Annotated in this window: 13 protein-coding genes; 9 read left to right on the plus strand and 4 right to left on the minus strand. The window is 70.7% G+C overall.

The genetic code is table 11. From position 1 onward, the window contains the following. Positions 1–171: 171 nt before the first annotated feature. Positions 172–435, minus strand: coding sequence for a WhiB family transcriptional regulator (locus ABT147_RS16470; RefSeq protein WP_109380992.1), 264 nt, complete (start codon positions 433–435; stop codon positions 172–174). Between the two features lie 627 nt (positions 436–1,062). Here ABT147_RS16470 and ABT147_RS16475 point away from each other — a divergent pair. The 4 genes from ABT147_RS16475 (at position 1,063) to ABT147_RS16490 (ending at position 5,106) form a co-directional block, all read left to right on the plus strand. After that, positions 1,063–1,560 carry a cysteine dioxygenase gene (locus ABT147_RS16475; RefSeq protein WP_351406400.1) on the plus strand — a complete coding sequence of 166 codons (498 nt, stop codon included), beginning with the start codon at positions 1,063–1,065 and terminating at the stop codon, positions 1,558–1,560. A gap of 73 nt (positions 1,561–1,633) precedes the next feature. Continuing rightward, positions 1,634–2,593 (plus strand): 2-phospho-L-lactate transferase, encoded by a 960-nt coding sequence (gene cofD / locus ABT147_RS16480; RefSeq protein ID WP_351406403.1) that lies wholly within the window; start codon positions 1,634–1,636, stop codon positions 2,591–2,593. A gap of 11 nt (positions 2,594–2,604) precedes the next feature. Continuing rightward, positions 2,605–3,918 carry a coenzyme F420-0:L-glutamate ligase gene (locus ABT147_RS16485; RefSeq protein ID WP_351406405.1) on the plus strand — a complete coding sequence of 438 codons (1,314 nt, stop codon included), beginning with the start codon at positions 2,605–2,607 and terminating at the stop codon, positions 3,916–3,918. Positions 3,919–4,104: 186 nt separating this feature from the next. After that, positions 4,105–5,106: a DNA-3-methyladenine glycosylase family protein gene (locus ABT147_RS16490; RefSeq protein ID WP_351406407.1), complete on the plus strand. Its 1,002-nt coding sequence runs from the start codon at positions 4,105–4,107 to the stop codon at positions 5,104–5,106. Positions 5,107–5,374: 268 nt separating this feature from the next. Here ABT147_RS16490 and manB read toward each other — a convergent pair whose 3' ends face one another. Both manB and ABT147_RS16500 read right to left on the minus strand, forming a co-directional pair. Continuing rightward, the gene (gene manB / locus ABT147_RS16495; RefSeq protein ID WP_351406410.1) at positions 5,375–6,457 is read right to left on the minus strand and encodes a mannose-1-phosphate guanylyltransferase; all 1,083 of its coding nucleotides are present in this window, start codon (positions 6,455–6,457) and stop codon (positions 5,375–5,377) included. 211 nt (positions 6,458–6,668) lie between these two features. Next, positions 6,669–8,117, minus strand: a complete 1,449-nt coding sequence (locus ABT147_RS16500; protein WP_351406723.1) for a peptidoglycan recognition protein family protein — start codon at positions 8,115–8,117, stop codon at positions 6,669–6,671. 121 nt (positions 8,118–8,238) lie between these two features. Here ABT147_RS16500 and ABT147_RS16505 point away from each other — a divergent pair, with 121 nt between their 5' ends. From ABT147_RS16505 to ABT147_RS16520, 4 genes are all read left to right on the plus strand, one after another. Further along, a complete protein-coding gene (locus ABT147_RS16505; RefSeq protein WP_351406412.1) occupies positions 8,239–8,994 on the plus strand; it encodes a TIGR03089 family protein in 756 nt (251 codons plus the stop codon). A gap of 210 nt (positions 8,995–9,204) precedes the next feature. Next, a complete protein-coding gene (locus tag ABT147_RS16510; RefSeq protein ID WP_351406414.1) occupies positions 9,205–10,398 on the plus strand; it encodes an LCP family protein in 1,194 nt (397 codons plus the stop codon). A 244-nt stretch (positions 10,399–10,642) separates the two neighbouring features. Continuing rightward, on the plus strand, positions 10,643–12,385 hold the full coding sequence (locus ABT147_RS16515) for an LCP family protein (RefSeq protein ID WP_351406417.1): 1,743 nt from the start codon (positions 10,643–10,645) through the stop codon (positions 12,383–12,385). Positions 12,386–12,676: 291 nt separating this feature from the next. Further along, positions 12,677–14,359, plus strand: a complete 1,683-nt coding sequence (locus tag ABT147_RS16520) for an LCP family protein (protein WP_351406419.1) — start codon at positions 12,677–12,679, stop codon at positions 14,357–14,359. A gap of 70 nt (positions 14,360–14,429) precedes the next feature. On the opposite strand, the gene ABT147_RS16525 is transcribed toward ABT147_RS16520, so the two are convergent. Continuing rightward, a complete protein-coding gene (locus tag ABT147_RS16525; RefSeq protein WP_351406421.1) occupies positions 14,430–15,458 on the minus strand; it encodes a glycosyltransferase family 2 protein in 1,029 nt (342 codons plus the stop codon). 144 nt (positions 15,459–15,602) lie between these two features. On the opposite strand from ABT147_RS16525, the gene ABT147_RS16530 reads away from it, so the two are divergent. Then, positions 15,603–17,045: an LCP family protein gene (locus ABT147_RS16530; protein WP_502983096.1), complete on the plus strand. Its 1,443-nt coding sequence runs from the start codon at positions 15,603–15,605 to the stop codon at positions 17,043–17,045. Positions 17,046–17,192: the final 147 nt, after the last annotated feature.

Here is a 17,192-nt window from a genome sequence, read left to right on the forward strand (position 1 = left end):
TCTGTGTGTCCGGCGGGGACAGCGGGACGTCTCGGACGAGGGCCCACACTAACGGCTGAGCAGCCAGGCGGCCCGCCGCCTGTGGATAACCCACCAGCGACGGGCCGTACATGTTCGGTTGTTCCTGTTCGACTGTGCCGAGCGGCTTTCCGGGCTGCTGTTCCGGGCGGGTCAGACGACCGCCTTCTTGAGGCGGCGGCGCTCGCGCTCCGACAGGCCGCCCCAGATACCGAACCGCTCGTCGTTGGCGAGGGCGTACTCGAGGCACTCGGAGCGGACCTCGCAGGCGAGGCAGACCTTCTTGGCCTCGCGGGTCGAGCCGCCCTTCTCGGGGAAGAAGGACTCGGGATCGGTCTGGGCGCAGAGCGCGCGCTCCTGCCAGCCGAGTTCCTCGTCCGCGTCGTCGACCAGCAGTTGCTGCACGAGCTCGGTCATGTGCGCCCCTCGTCCGTCTTTCGCGTCCCCGTCGTGCGGCCGTTACCGATTTCGGCTGAACGACACGAGTGAAATTACAAGTGTGCTGCTACGGGCGAGTCAAGCCGAGATCTGCTATTGAGCCCCTTATTCACTCTGCGGAACCAAGGCTATGCGGAAAGTGTTCAAATCGGCATAAACCCTGACAGCAGCGCGGCGGCAGAGGGGAGTTCCCACCGGATCTCCCTTCCTTACGGGAAAGGACGCCCAGGAGTTCGATCTCGTTCCGGCGCGATCCCGCTCACTCGTTCCGGGTTGTGCGCCATGTGTCCTCGACACCCCCAGCACAAACCTTTCACCGCGCGGATGCACCGGAAGAGGTGAACGGGCATCCACATACCGGACGTGAAGTTGACAGCGGAGGTGTGAACCGCTGTGCTTGTGGGCATGCTCGCGCACTTGGCACTCACCTCGACCCGCACCGCCGGGTCCCTCGGTGCTGCCCGCTGTCGCTGTAGCTGCTGTCCCGGCTGTTGAGCCCCACCCGCTCCGGCCGCCACTGAGCCCGTCCCGGCTCGGCTGCTGTTCCGTCTTCACGTCACACCCAGCCCTCCCCCACGCACTCATCGTCGAGGACCACCTCACTTCATGAACAGCGACAGCGACCTCCAGATCGCCGGCGACCTTCTCGAAGTACCGCACCTCCTCCGGGCGCCGCGCCAACACCCCGTCACCGTGGCCGAGTTCGCCGGACTGGCCCGTTCCCTCGCCGAGGACCGCTCCCGCTGGGAGCACCTCGTCGAGTACGACGCGACCACACGCTGGTACCACCGGCTGCTGACCGGGCCCGGCTACGAGGTGTGGCTGCTGTCGTGGCTGCCGGGGCAGGCCACCGGGCTGCACGACCACGGGGGCTCCTCCGGCGTACTCACCGTGCTCGACGGCACGCTGACGGAGCGCACCGACCGGGGCACGCGCGTGCTCGGCGCGGGCGCGCAGCGGGTGTTCGCGCCGGGTTACGCGCACGAGGTCGTCAACGACACGCTGGAACCGGCCATCAGTCTGCACGTCTACTACCCGGGCCTGACGGACATGCCGATGCACCCGAAGGCGTGCGCGGCCGAGGCGGCGACCGTCACGGTCTGACCGGGACCGTGGGAATCCGGCCGTGGTCGCGGGTGGGCGACCCGTTGTCGTACCCGCCTGCGAGACTTCTCCCATGCGCATTGTGGTTCTGGCAGGCGGCATCGGTGGTGCCCGGTTCCTGCGCGGTCTGAAGCGGGCCGCGCCGGACGCGGACATCACGGTCATCGGCAACACCGGGGACGACATCCACCTCTTCGGCCTGAAGGTCTGCCCGGACCTCGACACGGTGATGTACACCCTCGGTGACGGCATCAACGAGGAGCAGGGCTGGGGCCGGGCCGACGAGACCTTCCATCTCAAGGAGGAGCTCGCGGCGTACGGCGTCGGGCCCGAGTGGTTCGGCCTCGGCGACCGGGACTTCGCCACGCACATCGTCCGGACACAGATGATCAGTGCCGGGTTTCCGCTGAGCGCGGTCACCGAGGCGCTGTGCGACCGGTGGAAGCCGGGGGTGCGGCTCGTCCCGATGACCGACGACCGCGTCGAGACCCATGTCGCCGTCGAGATCGACGGTGAGCGCAAGGCGATCCACTTCCAGGAGTACTGGGTGCGGCTGCGGGCCTCCGTGCCGGCCGAGGCGATCGTGCCGGTCGGCGCCGAGCAGGCGAAGCCGGCGCCCGGGGTCCTGGAGGCCGTCGCCGAGGCGGACGTGATCCTCTTCCCGCCGTCCAACCCCGTCGTCTCCGTCGGCACCATCCTCGCCGTGCCCGGTATCCGGGAGGCCATCGCCGAGGCCGGGGTGCCGGTCGTGGGCCTCTCCCCCATCGTCGGCGACGCGCCCGTGCGCGGGATGGCCGACAAGGTCCTCGCCGCCGTCGGCGTCGAGTCCACGGCCGCCGCCGTGGCCGAGCACTACGGCTCCGGGCTGCTCGACGGCTGGCTCGTCGACACCGTCGACGCGGGCTTCGTCGAGCGGGTCGAGAGCGCCGGGATCCGGTGCCGGGCCGTGCCGCTGATGATGACCGACCTGGACGCGACGACGGAGATGGCCCGCGAGGCGCTGGCGCTGGCGGAGGAGGTGCGGGGCGCGTGAGCGAGGAGATCATGAGCAGAGTCACGCCCGGTGGCGGGTACCGGGTCTGGGCACTGGCGGGGATTCCCGAGGTGCGGGAGGGGGACGACCTCGCGAAGCTGATCGCCTCCGCCGAACCGGGGCTGATCGACGGGGACGTGCTCCTCGTCACCTCGAAGATCGTCTCCAAGGCGGAGGGCCGGACCGTCGAGGCGGTCGACCGGGAGGCCGCCATCGACGCCGAGACCGTACGGGTGGTCGCGCGGCGCGGGGCGCTGCGGATCGTGGAGAACCGGCAGGGGCTGGTGATGGCCGCCGCCGGGGTCGACGCCTCCAACACACCGTCCGGGACCGTGCTGTTGCTGCCCGAGGACCCCGACGCGTCCGCGCGGGCGATCCGGGAGGGCATCCGGGACACGCTCGGGGTCGAGGTCGGGGTCGTCGTCACCGACACGTTCGGGCGACCCTGGCGCAGCGGGCTGACGGACGTCGCCATCGGGGCGGCCGGGGTGCGCGTCCTCGACGACCTGCGGGGCGGCACCGACGCGCACGGCAATCCGCTCAGCGCGACCGTCGTCGCCACCGCCGACGAGCTGGCCGGCGCCGGCGACCTGGTGAAGGGCAAGGCCGCCGGGCTGCCCGTCGCCGTCGTCCGGGGGCTCGGGCATGTCGTCGCCGAGGACGACGGCGAGGGGACACGGGCGCTGGTCCGGGGGGCGCGGGACGACATGTTCCGGCTCGGCACCTCCGAGGCCGTACGGCTGGCGGTGACCCAGCGGCGTACGGTCCGGGCGTTCACGGACGAGCCGGTCGACCCGGGCGCCGTGCGGCGGGCCGTGGCCGCCGCCGTGACCGCTCCCGCGCCGCATCACACGACGCCGTGGCGGTTCGTGCTGCTGGAGTCCGAGGAGTCGCGGGTGCGGCTGCTCGACGCCATGCGGGACGCGTGGATCGCGGATCTGCGGCGGGACGGCAAGAGCGAGGAGTCGATCGCGAAGCGGGTGCGGCGCGGGGATGTGCTGCGCCACGCGCCGTATCTGGTGGTGCCGTGTCTGGTGATGGACGGGGCGCACCACTACGGGGACGCGCGGCGGGACGGTGCCGAGCGGGAGATGTTCGTGGTCGCCGCCGGGGCGGGGGTGCAGAACTTCCTTGTCGCGCTGGCCGGGGAGCGGTTGGGGTCCGCGTGGGTGTCCTCGACGATGTTCTGCCGGGATGTCGTGCGGGATGTGCTGGGGCTTCCGGAGGGGTGGGATCCGATGGGGGCGGTGGCTGTGGGGCATGCGGCCGGGGCGCCCCCGGCTCGGGGTGAGCGGGATGTGGAGGCTTTTGTCGAGGTGCGGTGAGGTGGGGGCCGGGGCGCCTAGGGTTCGCGGGGGTTTCGGTTCGGGGGGCGAGTGCGGGTGCGTGGGGCTTCTCGCGCGGTTCCCCGCGCCCCTGAAAAGCGTCGTGTGCCCCTAGGCTCATAGGGCACCGCTCGCGTCGGCACCGCATCACCAGCTCAGCATCACGTCACCAGCTAGGACCTCCTCGTGGCCGGACGTTTTCCTCAGCGGCCCACTCGTACGACTGTGCGGGGTGGGGATGTTGTCGTGCCCGGTGGGGTGCCTCGGCAGAAGGCGGTGGCGGGGCGGCGGCGGACTTGGGTGCCCGAGGGGGTGCTCGATCTGGGGCTGGTGCTGGGGCCGCTTCGGCGTGGGCCCGGGGATCCGACCTTCCGGGCGGTGCCGGACGGGTCCGTGTGGCGGGCCAGTCGTACACCGGCCGGGGCCGGGACCTTGCGGGTCGCCCTGCGGGGTGGGGTCGTCGAGGCGGAGGCCTGGGGGCCGGGGGCCGAGTGGCTGCTCGATCGAGTGCCTTCGCTGCTCGGGGCGCTGGACGAGCCGGATGCCTTCGTGCCCCGGCATCGGGTCGTGGCGATGGCCTGGCGGCGACGGCCGGGGTTGCGGCTGACGCGTACCGGGCTGGTGCTGGAGTCGTTGATTCCGTCGGTGCTGGAGCAGAAGGTCACGACGGACGAGGCGTACCGGGCGTGGCGGCTGCTCGTACGGAAGTACGGGGAGCCGGCGCCGGGGCCCGTTCCGCCGGGGATGTTCGTGATGCCCACGGCTCGGGAGTGGGCGTTGATCCCGTCCTGGGAGTGGCATCGGGCCGGGGTCGACGACAAGCGGGCGGCGACGATTCTGCGGGCGGTTCGGGTGGCGGGGCGGCTGGAGGAGGCCGTGGGGATGGCGGCCGGGGAGGCGCGGGCTCGGTTGGAGTTGGTGCCGGGGATCGGGCCGTGGACTTCGGCGGAGACCGTGCAGCGGAGTCATGGGGCGGCGGATGCGGTGACCGTGGGGGATCTGCATCTGCCGGGGATCGTGGGGTTCGCGTTGGCGGGGGATCGGGATGCGGACGACTCGGTGATGTTGGCGTTGTTGGAGCCGTATGCGGGGCAGCGGCATCGGGCGGCTCGGTTGATTCTGTTGTCGGGGCGGGTGCCGGCTCGGCGGGCGCCTCGGATGCGTCGTGGGGATATCGGGCGGTTGTAGGTCGCCCCCGCCGCCCCTACCCGTCCCATCCCCCAGGGGCGCTGCCCCTTCGACCCCGAGGGGGTGTGGGATGAGGGGTGGGGTGTTTGGCGTGGGTGGGTGTGTGCGGGTTCGGTGGGGCTTCTCGCGCAGTTCCCCGCGCCCCTGAGAAAAGCAGGGGCTGCGCCCCGTGCTTTTCTCAGGGGCCCGCAGGGGCCGTTGCCTTTAGGGGCGCGGGGAGCTGCGCGACCAGCCCCCACTCACCCGCACCCGACGACGCACCCCTCAGTTACTGGTCCGACGAGAAGCGGAGTGCGCCCGTGGGGATCTGGGCGTCGCACCAGACTCGGACGCCGGTGCGGAGTTCGTTGTCGGCGCCGATGATCGCGCCGTCGCCGACGACCGCGCCGGTGAGGATGGAGCGTTCGCCGATGCGGGCGCGGGCGCCGATGAGGGAGTCGGTGATGACCGCGCCGGGTTCGACCACCGCGCCGGCCAGGACCGTGCTGCCGAAGACGCGGGCGCCCTCGCCGACGAACGCGCCCTCCCCCACCACCGTGCCGCCGGTCAGCTTGGCGTCGCCCGCGACCCGGGCGGTGGGCAGGACGAGGCGGTCGCCGCAGCGGCCGGGGACGGCGGGGGACGGGGCACGGCCGAGGACCAGGTCGGCCGAGCCGCGGACGAAGGCCGCGGGGGTGCCCAGGTCCAGCCAGTAGGTGGAGTCCACCATGCCCTGGAGGTGGGCTCCGGCCGCCAACAGGTCCGGGAACGTCTCGCGTTCCACCGAGACCGGGCGGCCCGCCGGGATCGTGTCGATGACCGAGCGGCGGAAGACGTACGCCCCCGCGTTGATCTGGTCGGTGACGATCTCCTCGGGCGTCTGGGGCTTTTCGAGGAAGGCGAGGACCTTGCCCGTCTCGTCGGTGGGGACGAGGCCGTAGGCGCGGGGGTCGGTCACCTGGGTGAGGTGGAGGGAGACGTCCGCGCCGGTCGTGCCGTGGGTGGCGACCAGACGGCGGATGTCCAGGCCGGTGAGGATGTCGCCGTTGAAGACGAGGACCGGGTCCTCGGGGCCGGAGTGCAGATGCGAGGCGGCGTTGCGGATCGCGCCGCCCGTGCCCAGGGGTTCGTCCTCCGTGACGTATTCGAGGTGGAGGCCGAGGGCCGAGCCGTCGCCGAAGTGGGGTTCGAAGACCTCGGCGAGATAGGAGGTGGCGAGAACTATGTGGTCGACTCCCGCCGCCTTGGCTCTCGCCAACTGGTGTGTGAGGAAGGGGACTCCGGCCGCCGGGACCATGGGCTTCGGAGTGTGCACCGTGAGCGGGCGCAGCCGGGTGCCTCTGCCGCCGACCAGGAGGATCGCTTCTGTCACCTGTCGTCTCTGCTTCCTGCCGGGACCGGCCGAACTGTCATTCGACCGGCCAGTGTATGCAGACCGTTCCATGGCGCCTTCGCAGGCCGAGGGCACGGCGTGCGTGCCCTCGGCCTGTGCTGCTGGTCGTGTCCGCTGTGTTCTCCGGCCGGTCACTGGTTTCCGGTCGGGGTGCTGGCACCCCGGTTCCCCCCATCACCCTGTCGCCGCGCTATCGGCCTTGATAGCGGGCGGCCTCCTTGCGCGTCGCGCCGAGTTTTCCGTAAAGGCGCCCCCCCGGGCACTCGGTCGCGAACCCGTCCCGGTGGCCGGAGATCACGTGCAGTCGTACCTTCTTACCTTTTGGGTAGAGATTGCCACCACCCGAAGTGAGGTATGTCTTGCCATTCGGGTTCGCCCCGTAAAGACCGAGTTTCCAGGCTGTTAGTTGCGCGATCCCCTTGACCGCCACCGCGGGCGGCTTGGTGGTCGTGTAGCTGCCGAGGACCGCGATGCCCATGCTGTTCGTGTTGAAACCGAGGGTGTGGGCACCCATGACGGCCTTCGCGACACCACCCGCGCGCCCCTCGTAGATGTTTCCGCACTTGTCGACGAGGAAGTTGTAGCCGATGTCCCGCCAGCCGCTGCTCACTACGTGGTAGCGGTAGATACTGCGGATGACGGAAGGAGCCTGCGCACACTTGTAGTTGTTGCCCGAGGCCGTGTGGTGCACGAAGGCCGCGCTGACCCGCTTGGTGTAGCGGAAGTCGCGCTCGCGCAGCTTCTCGTCGGCACCCCAGCCGGCCCGCGTGACGATGCGCGGACGCGGTCCGATGTACGGCTTCACCCCGGGCGCCACGTTCGCCAGCCGCTCCACCGTCTCCTTGCGCGACAGCGAGGGGATCGTGGTGGCGCCGAGGGGCGCGAGGTCGGCGTTGACGGCGGAGGCGGCGGCCGACTCGGCGGTCAGGGCGCCCAGGCGCGGGGTGTCCACGGGGGTGCCGACGGGCGGGGGTTCGGCCGCGTGCACGGCTCCCGGTCCCGCCGCGCCCTCCGGGAAGCCGGAGCCCGGGTCGACCAGCTCCAGACGTAGGCCGTCCGGGAGCATCTGGACGCCCGGAGCGGTCGTACGGCCCTGGGTCTCGGCGCGGACGCGCACCTCGACGCCGTCCGAGTCGCCGACCCACAACGGGGCGGTGGAGCCGCGCACGCGGCCCGAGGAACGCTCGGCGGTGTCCGGGTCGGCCGCGTGTTCGTGGTTGTGCGTCTCGACGTCCTGCCAGCCGGACCAGCGGGCGGTGCCCTTCGCACGGGTACGGACCTGTACGCGGCCCTGGAGTTCGGTGTCCGGGTCGTCCCAGACGACACCGACCAGCGAGAAGGACCGGACGTCCCGCTTGCCGAGGCCCTGTTCGGGGGCGGCCGGGCCGAGGTTGCGGTCCGCGCCGAGGGGGACGAGGGGGAGCGACTGGGTGCCGCCGGACGCGGGCGCGGGCGCGAGCGGGCTGGTCGGGGCCGAGATCCGCGCCGGGGCCAGGGGTGCTGTCGAGGACGAGTCCGTCGGGGTCGCCGCGGATGCCGTCGCCGGGAGTGCCGCCGGGAGGGCGAGGGCCGCCGCGCAGGTGACGCCGATCGAGGACGCGAGGAATCGTGATCTACGCATGTGTCCGATCCTGGACATAGTCATACATATCTGTCCATCGCGGAATTGACGGGGTGTCGGCTCCGCTCCGCCGAACCGGTGGCGTTTCCGGTCCCGCCCAAGGACCGCGGGCGGGTGGTCCCCGCGTACGCTTACGCGCGTGAACGCCACCGACCGCACCCCTGCCGACCTGCTGCGATCCGCGCTGGCCGCGGATCCCGCGCGCCCCCTGGTGACCTTCTACGACGACGCCACGGGCGAACGGGTCGAATTGTCCGTGGCCACCTTCGCCAATTGGGTGGCCAAGACCGCGAACCTCCTCCAGGGCGAGCTGACCGCGGAGCCGGGCGACCGGGTCGCGCTGCTGCTGCCGGCGCACTGGCAGACGGCGGTGTGGCTGCTGGCGTGTTCGTCGGTGGGGGTGGTCGCCGAGGTCGCCGGGGATCCGGGGGCCGCCGACATCGTGGTGAGCGGGCCGGACACGCTGGACGCGGCCCGGGCGTGCTCCGGGGAGCGGGTCGCTCTCGCGTTGCGGCCGCTCGGGGGGCGGTTCCCGCAGGTGCCGTCGGGGTTCGCCGACTATGCCGTCGAGGTGCCGTCGCAGGGGGACCGGTTCGTGGCGTACGCGCCCGTCTCTCCCGAGGAGGCGGCGTTGGTCGTGGCCGGGCGGGAGTTCAGCGGGGCGGAGGTCGTGGAGCGGGCCCGGGCGGAAGCGGGTGGCCTCGGGCTGACGGGGCCCGGGTCCCGGTTGTTGTCGGGGTTGCCCTACGACACGTGGGAGGGGTTGGCCGCGGGGTTGTACGGGCCGCTCGCCAGCGGGGGGTCCGTGGTGCTGTGTCGGAACCTGGGGCTGTTGGGTGAGGACGCGTTGGCCAAGCGGATCGAGAGTGAGCGGGTTTCGGCTGTCGCGCGGTGACGCCGTGGGGAGTGAGGTCGTAGGGCGGCCGCGGGTGCGCCGTGGTTGCTCGCGCAGTTCCCCGCGCCCCTGAAGGGCGCGGCCGCCCTCAGCCCCGTCCATAGGGCGCCCTGTCCCCCGTTCGGCCTAGCCCCGGCCGCCTCCACCTCCCTCCCGCGCCATCGTCGTAAGAGCAACGACTCGCTCGTACGCCGTGAGGGGTGGCCGGAAGTGGACGACGTCGGAGGCAAGGCGCGTGGGCTGGGGCCCGGTGTGGGTGGGACGCCCACCGGGGCCGGGCTCGGGCGTCGGCGCCGACGGTGGGTGCGGTGGGTGGGGGGTGGGGCGGCGCTGGTGGTGCTCGGGGCGCTGGGGGTGGGGTGGGCGGCGTACCGGAAGCTGGACGGGAACATCACCTCGGACCGGACGGCGGCGGACGAGCTGGCGCGGTACGAGAAGGAGCGGCCCACCGCGCTGGTGCGGGGCGCGCAGAACATCCTCGTGATCGGGTCGGACTCGCGGTCGGGGAACGGGAACGGCGAGTACGGGCGGGACTCCGGGACCGAGCGGTCGGACACCACGATCCTGCTGCATCTCGCGGCGGACCGGCGGAGCGCGACGGCGGTGTCGCTGCCACGGGACCTGATGGTGGATGTGCCGAGTTGCCGGCGGGCCGACGGAAGCCGCACCGAACCGGTGTTCACGATGTTCAACTACGCGTTCCAGAACGGTGGTTCGGCCTGCACCATTCGCACGGTCGAGCGGATGACCGATATCCGGATCGACCATCACGTGGTCGTGGACTTCAACGGCTTCAAGGAGATGGTCGACGCCGTCGACGGGGTCGAGGTGTGCCTCTCCGAGCCCATTCACGACAAGCAGGCCAAACTGCGGCTGCCCGCGGGCAAGGTGAAGCTCGACGGAGAACAGGCGCTCGGGTATGTACGGGCCCGTAAGTCGCTGGGGGACGGCAGCGACACCGAACGGATGGACCGGCAGCAGCGATTCCTCGCGGCCCTGGCCACGAAGGTGCGCGGCAATGACGTCCTGCTGAATCCGGTGAAGCTGTATCCGGTGCTGGACGCGGCCACGTCGTCGCTCACCACGGACCCCGGACTGGCGAGTCTGCGCGGGCTCTACGACCTTGTGCGCGGTCTGCGAACGATCCCCATGGAAAAGGTGCAATTCCTGACCGTTCCCCGGAAGTCGTATGCGTACGACGCCAATCGTGATGAGCTCGTCGAACCGGCGGCACGCAGCCTTTTCGCACGGCTGCGCGCCGACGCGCCTCTGGCGGTCGCGCGGGAACTGCCCGACGGGATGCGGGAAGGGGATACGGAAGAGCTTTCGGGAAGCCTCTCCGGGACACCGGATCCGATGCCGACTTTCCGCGGCAGTACGGCCGCGGAGGAGGACTGCGGGTGACCTCGGCGGTGGTCCTCAGGTAAAGCCCACGTCAACACAAGGAACAAATGCTCTAGGAAATGGGCAGATTGCCCAGTTGTAGGGACGTGCAATTTGTCACCGCCGTCGCTTGACGCCTGATCGTGCGGCTAGTGTGAGCGATCCGGTGCGCAGGCCTTCTCGGTCGCGCACCACTTGCATCGAGACCCGAGCGTCTTTTGAGGGGGAAGGCGCCGCGTGGCCCCGACGGAGGAATCAGACAACCGTGGACGCGCAAGGCCGTGGGCGGGCGGACGACATCGACCCCGCAGACCAGTGGGTACTCAACCCGAGCACCGGTGAATACGAACTGCGACTGAGTCCTTCCGCACCGCAATCGGCGGTGCCGAGGCCGCGTCGGGCCGCGCCCGCCGCGACGGGGGCCGGGGCGACCACCACCACGCGTTCCGCGTCGGTGGGCACGGACACCCGGCCGATCCCGGACACGCTGCCGGGTCCCCGGCGCCGGCGGGGCGCGCCCGAGGAGGACCCGCTGCCGGGTCGCCGGGGCGGCCGGGGCAAGGCCAAGCCCAAGAAGTCGACGGGCAAACGGATACTGGTGTGGACGGCCGGCACGCTGGCCTTCGTGGTGGTCGGGGTGAGCGCCGCGGGCTACCTCTACTACCAGCACCTCAACGGCAACATCCAGAAGATCTCGGAAGACGGCGCGAGCACCGGCGGCTTCAGCCAGGACCGGGCGATCAACCTGCTGGTGATCGGCACGGACAAGCGGACCGGCGCGGGCAACACCAAGTACGGCGACTCGGAGAGCGTCGGTCACGCGGACACCACGATCCTGCTGCACGTCTCCAAGGACCGTACGAACGCGACCGCGATGAGCATCCCGCGCGACATGATCGTGGACATCCCGGACTGCCCGACCAAGCAGGAGGACGGGTCCGAGAAGAACATCGCGGGCACGCCCGACGTCCGGTTCAACACGAGCCTCGGCCAGGAGGGTCGCACCCCGAGCTGCACGATGCGTACGGTCACCGAGCTGACCGGGATCGTGCCCGACCACTTCATGGTGGCCGACTTCAACGCGGTGAAGACGCTCTCCACGGCCATCGGCGGTGTCGAGGTCTGTCTGGCGAAGGACATCAAGGACTCCAAGTCCAAGCTGAACCTCAGCGCCGGCAAGCACACCATCGAGGGCGAGGAGGCGCTGGCGTTCCTGCGCACCCGCTACAGCGTGGGCCTCGGCAGCGACCTGAGCCGGATCGAGCTGCAACAGCAGTTCCTCAGCTCGATGATCCGGCAGATGAAGTCCAAGGACACGCTGACCGACCCGACGAAGGTGCTGGACCTCGCGGAGGCCGCGACCAGCGCGCTGTCCGTCGACTCCAAGATCTCCGACATCAAGAAGCTGGCCTCGCTCGGCAAGGAGGTCGGCAAGGTCAAGACGAAGAACATCACCTTCACCACCGTGCCGGTCATCGACAACACCGACGGCGCGACCGTGCTGCCCAAGCCGCAGAAGGCCGAGCAGCTGTTCTCCACGATCCGCAACGACATCTCCCTCACCGAGGTGAAGAAGCAGGCCAAGGAGAAGGAGGCCGCGAAGCTCAAGGGCGAGCGCGCCGACGCCTCCGAGGTCCGGGTCAGCGTCTACAACGGCGGGGCCGAGGCCGGCAGCGCACAGGCCACTCTCAACTGGCTGCAGAACGATGTCGGCGTGACCAAGTCGAGTCAGCTCGGCAACGCCGACAAGACGTTGAAGAAGACGACCCTCGCGTACGACCCCGGCCAGGCCGACCAGGCGCGCAAGCTGGCCGACCTGATGGGTCTGTCCGCCTCCGCGCTGAAGCCCGGCAAGGGCAACAGCGAGACCAACTCCCAGGGCCTGCCGTCGATGGTGCTGACCCTGGGCGAGGACTTCAAGGGCGCCGGAGTGTCGCTGAGTGGGGCGTCGGCGGCGGACCTGGACGTCGAGAAGAACACCGCGGACAAGGAAAAGTGCGCCAGTTGATGACCTGAGGGGGTCATGGCGCGTCTTACCGGACGCGAGTGGAGTTGAACGCCGGTGATGGCCGGGCGGGCGCGAGGACGCGCCCGCCCGTCGGTTCCGGATGCCGTCGGAAAGCTGTCGGAACGCCATGGGGCGGCCGGTGCCGCCGCCGTACCGACCTGTGTCCGCATGTCATCCGGCCGGAACACATGACGCGTTCAACAGAACATGAGTACATCCGAGTTGGGGTCTCGACAGTCCAACAGGAGGCGGGGACGGCCCCGCCACGGCAGGGTGGGGAGGGGCAGGGAGATGGTACGGAGTGACGTGCGCGGGGACGGGGGGCGACCGCGCGTCGAGGAACCCGGCGACCGGGACGGGGACCTGGAGGCGGGGGGCGAGTCGTCCGGCTCGGACGGCGACACGGATGTCAGGGTCCCCGAGCAGCGCGGGGCGAACCGGCGGAGCGGCGGTGGTGGGCGGGGGCGTGCGAAGACCGCCGCGAAACCCCGGCGCAGACGGGTGCTGCGCTGGTCGGCGACGGTTCTGGCGGTCGTGATACTCGGCACCGCGGGTGCCGGCTACCTCTACTACCAGCACCTCAACGCCAACATCAAGAAGGAGAAGCTGAACCTCGGCGACACGAAGATCGCCGAGCCGACGCCCAATGCCTTCGGCCAGATCCCGCTGAACATCCTGATCATCGGCTCGGACGCGCGGGACACCGAGGAGAACCAGAAACTCGGCGGCGCCAAGGAGAACTTCGGCGGCCCGCCGCTGGCCGACGTCCAGATGCTGCTGCACCTGTCCGCCGACCGCACCAACATGTCGGTCGTCAGCATGCCCCGCGACACCCTGCTCGACATCCCCAAGTGCACCGACCCCGACAGCGGTGAGGTGTACGGGGCGCTCACGCACGCGATGACCAACCAGTCGCTGGAGCGCGGCGGCCCCGGCTGCACGGTCGCCACCTGGGAGAAGCTGACCGGGATCCGTATCGACCACTTCATGATGGTCGACTTCTCCGGTGTGGTGTCGATGGCCGACGCGATCGGCGGTGTGCCGGTGTGCGTGAACGCCAACATCTACTCGCACACCAGCGAGGGCAAGGGCTCGGGGCTGAAGCTGAAGAAGGGCACCACGTACATCAAGGGCAAGCAGGCCCTGCAGTGGCTGCGTACCCGGTACGGCTTCGAGGACGGCAGCGACATCGCCCGGGCCAAGGCGCAGCACCAGTACATGAACTCGATGGTCCGTGAGCTGCGCGAGAACGCCACGATCACCAACCCGAACAAGCTGCGCAGGCTCGCCGAGGAGGCCACGGACGCGCTGACCGTCGACGAGGGCCTCGGCGACGTGGCCAAGCTCTACGACCTCAGCACGGAACTGCGCAAGGTCGAGCCGGCCCGGATCACGATGACGACGATGCCGTTCACCTACGTCGGCGCGCGTGTCGTGCCGAAGGAGGGCGACGCGGAGAAGCTGTTCCGGCTGGTGCGCGAGGACATCGCGCTGGACGGCAAGGACAAGAAGAAGGCCACCACCGAGGACGCCTCCTCCGACGACCCGGCGGCGGCCAAGGACAAGATCGGGGTGCTGGTGCAGAACGGCACCATGACCTCCACCCTCGCCCCGGTCAGTGGCCGTGCGCACACGGTGTCGCAGCTGCTGGTCGAGGAGGGCTTCGCCAAGTCGTCGTCCGACGCGACCACCGCGATCACCGAGGACAAGACGGTCGTGCGCTACCCGAGCGCCGAGCTGGAGGGCGACGCCCAGGCGGTCGCCAAGGCCCTCGGCATCCCGCTGGGCCAGGTGGAGAAGTCCACCGATGTCAGCGGGGTCACGCTCGTCGTCGGCGCCGACTGGCGCGAGGGCAAGGCGTACAAGGCCGAGGACGCCGAGAAGGGGGACGACAGGACCCCCGAGTCGGCGGACGCCCTCAACGGCGCGAACAAGAAGGCCTGCATGGAGGTCAACCCGGCCTTCACCTGGTAGCCGCCACCCCCGGACACGACGCGGGCCCCTCTCGATCAGGAGAGGGGCCCGCGTCGTACGTCGTCCGTGCTCAGCTCTCGGTGAGGACCGCCGGGCGGCGGGAGGCGATGACCTTCTTCGCCAGGGACTTCGGGCTGGTGAGGAAGCCGAAGCCCCAGGACATGTGCATGGTGGCGAGGGCCACGGGGATCTGGAGGCGGGCCTTGAGCGGCAGCCCCTTGCCCGCCGGGACCGAGCCCGCGACGATCGCCGCGAGATAGCCGCCGGGGACGACGAAGCCCAGCGGGGTCAGCAGGGCGCCCACCAGGACGCCGGCCACGATCGCGCACACGGCGGTCGGCGGGGCGAGATAGCGCAGGTTGATGGAGCCCTCGTGGTAGCGGGCGACGACGTGCCGCCAGCGCCCGTAGTCCTTGTACTGCTTGGCGAGCGCCTTCACGCTGGGCCTCGGCCGGTACGACACCCGCAGCTCGGGCGAGAACCAGATGAGGCCGCCCGCCTCGCGGATCCGGAAGTTCAGCTCCCAGTCCTGGGCGCGGATGAACTCCACGTTGTAGCCGTCCTGCCGCTCCAGCGCCTCGCGCCGGAAGACACCCAGGTAGACGGTCTCGGCCGGGCCGGCCTGGCCGCCCGTGTGGAAGGCGGCGTTGCCGACGCCGATCTTCGAGGTCATGGCGGCGGCGACCGCGTGCTCCCAGTCGTTCTCGCCCTCGGCGTGCATGATGCCGCCGACGTTCTGCGCGCCGGTCTCCTCCAGGAGCCGTACGGCGGTGGCGATGTAGTTCGGCGAGAGGATGCCGTGGCCGTCGACGCGGACCACGATCGGGTGGCGGGAGGCCTTGATCGCGGCGTTGAGCGCGGCGGGCGTACGGCCGGTGGGGTTCGGGACGGTGTGCACGCGCGGGTCTTCGGCCACGAGCTCGGCGGCGATCTCGTCCGTGCGGTCCGTGGACGGACCGAGGGCGATCACGACCTCCATCTCGCCGGCGTACTCCTGCGCGAGGATCGCTTGGACGGCTCCGCGCAGATGCCGCTCCTCGTCGAGGACAGGCATGATCACGGACACGGCGGGGAGCTGCACGTCGGGCTTGGCGTTCATAGAGGGCTCACGTTACCGCGAACGGGGGACACGGACGCGCGCCGCCCGGGCGCGTGGACAGGGCACGGATCACGGGGCCCTACGGTGCTCACGGATCCCTGACTTCCCCTGACTTCCCTGACCGGTCCCGCGGAGGTGTCCCCCGTGTCCACACCGCCCCGCCGCCCAGCCCGCCCGCAGCAGCCCCGGCCTCCTGTCCGTCCCCGGCGGCGGAGCTGGGCCATGCGGGCGGTGACCACGCTCTCGGTGGTGGTACTGGCCGCCGCGGGCATCGGGCACGCGGTGGTGACCCGGCTGGACGGCGAGATCACCCGGGTCGACGCCTTCAAGGACATGAAGAACCGTCCCGAGGCGGGCCACGGCATGAACGTCCTGCTGGTCGGCACCGACGGCCGCGACCGGATCAGCGAGGAGGAGCGGCGGAAGTACCGGCTGGGCGGCGCCCCCTGCCACTGCACGGACACGATGATGATCGTGCACATCTCCGAGGACCGGGAGCGCGCGAGCATCGTGAGCCTGCCGCGCGACTCGTACGCCGAGGTCCCGGCCCACACCGACCGCGCCACCGGGAAGGACCGTCCGGCCCACCCGGTCAAGCTGAACGCGGCATACGCGGAGGGCGGCCCGCAGCTCACCGTGCGCACGGTCGAGCACATGACCAAGGTGAAGATCGACCACTACGTCGAGGTCGACTTCACCAGCTTCATGCGGACCGTCGACGTCCTCGGCGGCGTCGAGATCTGCACCAGCCGCCCCCTCAAGGACCCGTACACGGGCCTCGACCTCGCCGCCGGCACCCATGAGCTGGACGGCGGCGAGGCCCTGCAGTTCGTGCGCTCCCGGCACGCCGACGGCTCCTCCGACCTCGGCCGGATGAAGCGCCAGCAGCGCTTCATGGCGGCCCTGATGTCCCAGGCCACCTCCTCCGGTGTGCTGCTCAACCCGATGAAGTTCCGTGACATCACGCAGGCCGTCCTCGGCTCCGTCCGCGCCGACAAGGAGTTCGGCACCGGCGAGCTGATCGACCTCGGCCGGGCCATGCGGAACCTCACGCCCGCCTCGTCCGAGTTCACCACCGTGCCCATCGGGCGCATGGGGTACGCGGTGAAGGGCATCGGCTCGACCCTGAAGTGGGACGACGCCAAGTCCGCCCGCCTCTTCGAGGCCCTGCGCGACGACCGGCCCCTCGCCCCCTACAAGACACGCGGCACCTACGCCCTCGTCGACGTGGCCCCCCAGCAGATCCGCGTCCAGGTCGAGAACGGCACCGCCGTACCCGGCCTCGGCAAGAAGATGGACCGCGAGCTGGCCGCCACCGGCTTCCGCACCACGAAGACCCCGGTGAACGCCGAGCGGCCGAACATCCGCCGCACCGTCGTCGTCTACGACCCCCGCTGGGACCGCTCCGCCCAGTCCCTGGCCACCGCCCTCCCGGGCTCGGAACTCCGCCCGGTCCGCGCCCAGGGCCCCACCCTGAAGGTGATCGCCGGCACGGACTTCAAGGAGGTCCGCCGGGTCCGGGCCGAGGACCCGGAAGAGGGTGAGTCGGGGGTAGTCCGGGGCGACCAGGTGTCCTGCGCCCCGTAGGAGCTGCGCCCCTTAAGGGGCGCGGGGAACTGCGCGAGCAACCAAACACAACCCGCACGCGCCCTCAAACCGCTCCCCCCAGATCAATAGGCGCCCGGCCCCCTACAAAACCGTGCAATTTGTGTCGGCTTCGCAACAGCCCTGCCT

The sequence above is a fragment of the Streptomyces sp. NPDC001868 genome, assembly GCF_040297125.1.
GTDB lineage: Bacteria > Actinomycetota > Actinomycetes > Streptomycetales > Streptomycetaceae > Streptomyces.

Bases quoted from the DNA above. Each gene is read 5' to 3' on its own strand.
- ABT147_RS16470 (WP_109380992.1), bottom strand. From the start codon at position 435: ATGACCGAGCTCGTGCAGCAACTGCTGGTCGACGACGCGGACGAGGAA.
- ABT147_RS16520 (WP_351406419.1), top strand. From the start codon at position 12,677: ATGGTACGGAGTGACGTGCGCGGGGACGGGGGGCGACCGCGCGTCGAG.
- ABT147_RS16485 (WP_351406405.1), top strand. From the start codon at position 2,605: ATGAGCAGAGTCACGCCCGGTGGCGGGTACCGGGTCTGGGCACTGGCG.
- ABT147_RS16500 (WP_351406723.1), bottom strand. From the start codon at position 8,117: ATGTCCAGGATCGGACACATGCGTAGATCACGATTCCTCGCGTCCTCG.
- ABT147_RS16525 (WP_351406421.1), bottom strand. From the start codon at position 15,458: ATGAACGCCAAGCCCGACGTGCAGCTCCCCGCCGTGTCCGTGATCATG.
- cofD (WP_351406403.1), top strand. From the start codon at position 1,634: ATGCGCATTGTGGTTCTGGCAGGCGGCATCGGTGGTGCCCGGTTCCTG.
- ABT147_RS16475 (WP_351406400.1), top strand. From the start codon at position 1,063: ATGAACAGCGACAGCGACCTCCAGATCGCCGGCGACCTTCTCGAAGTA.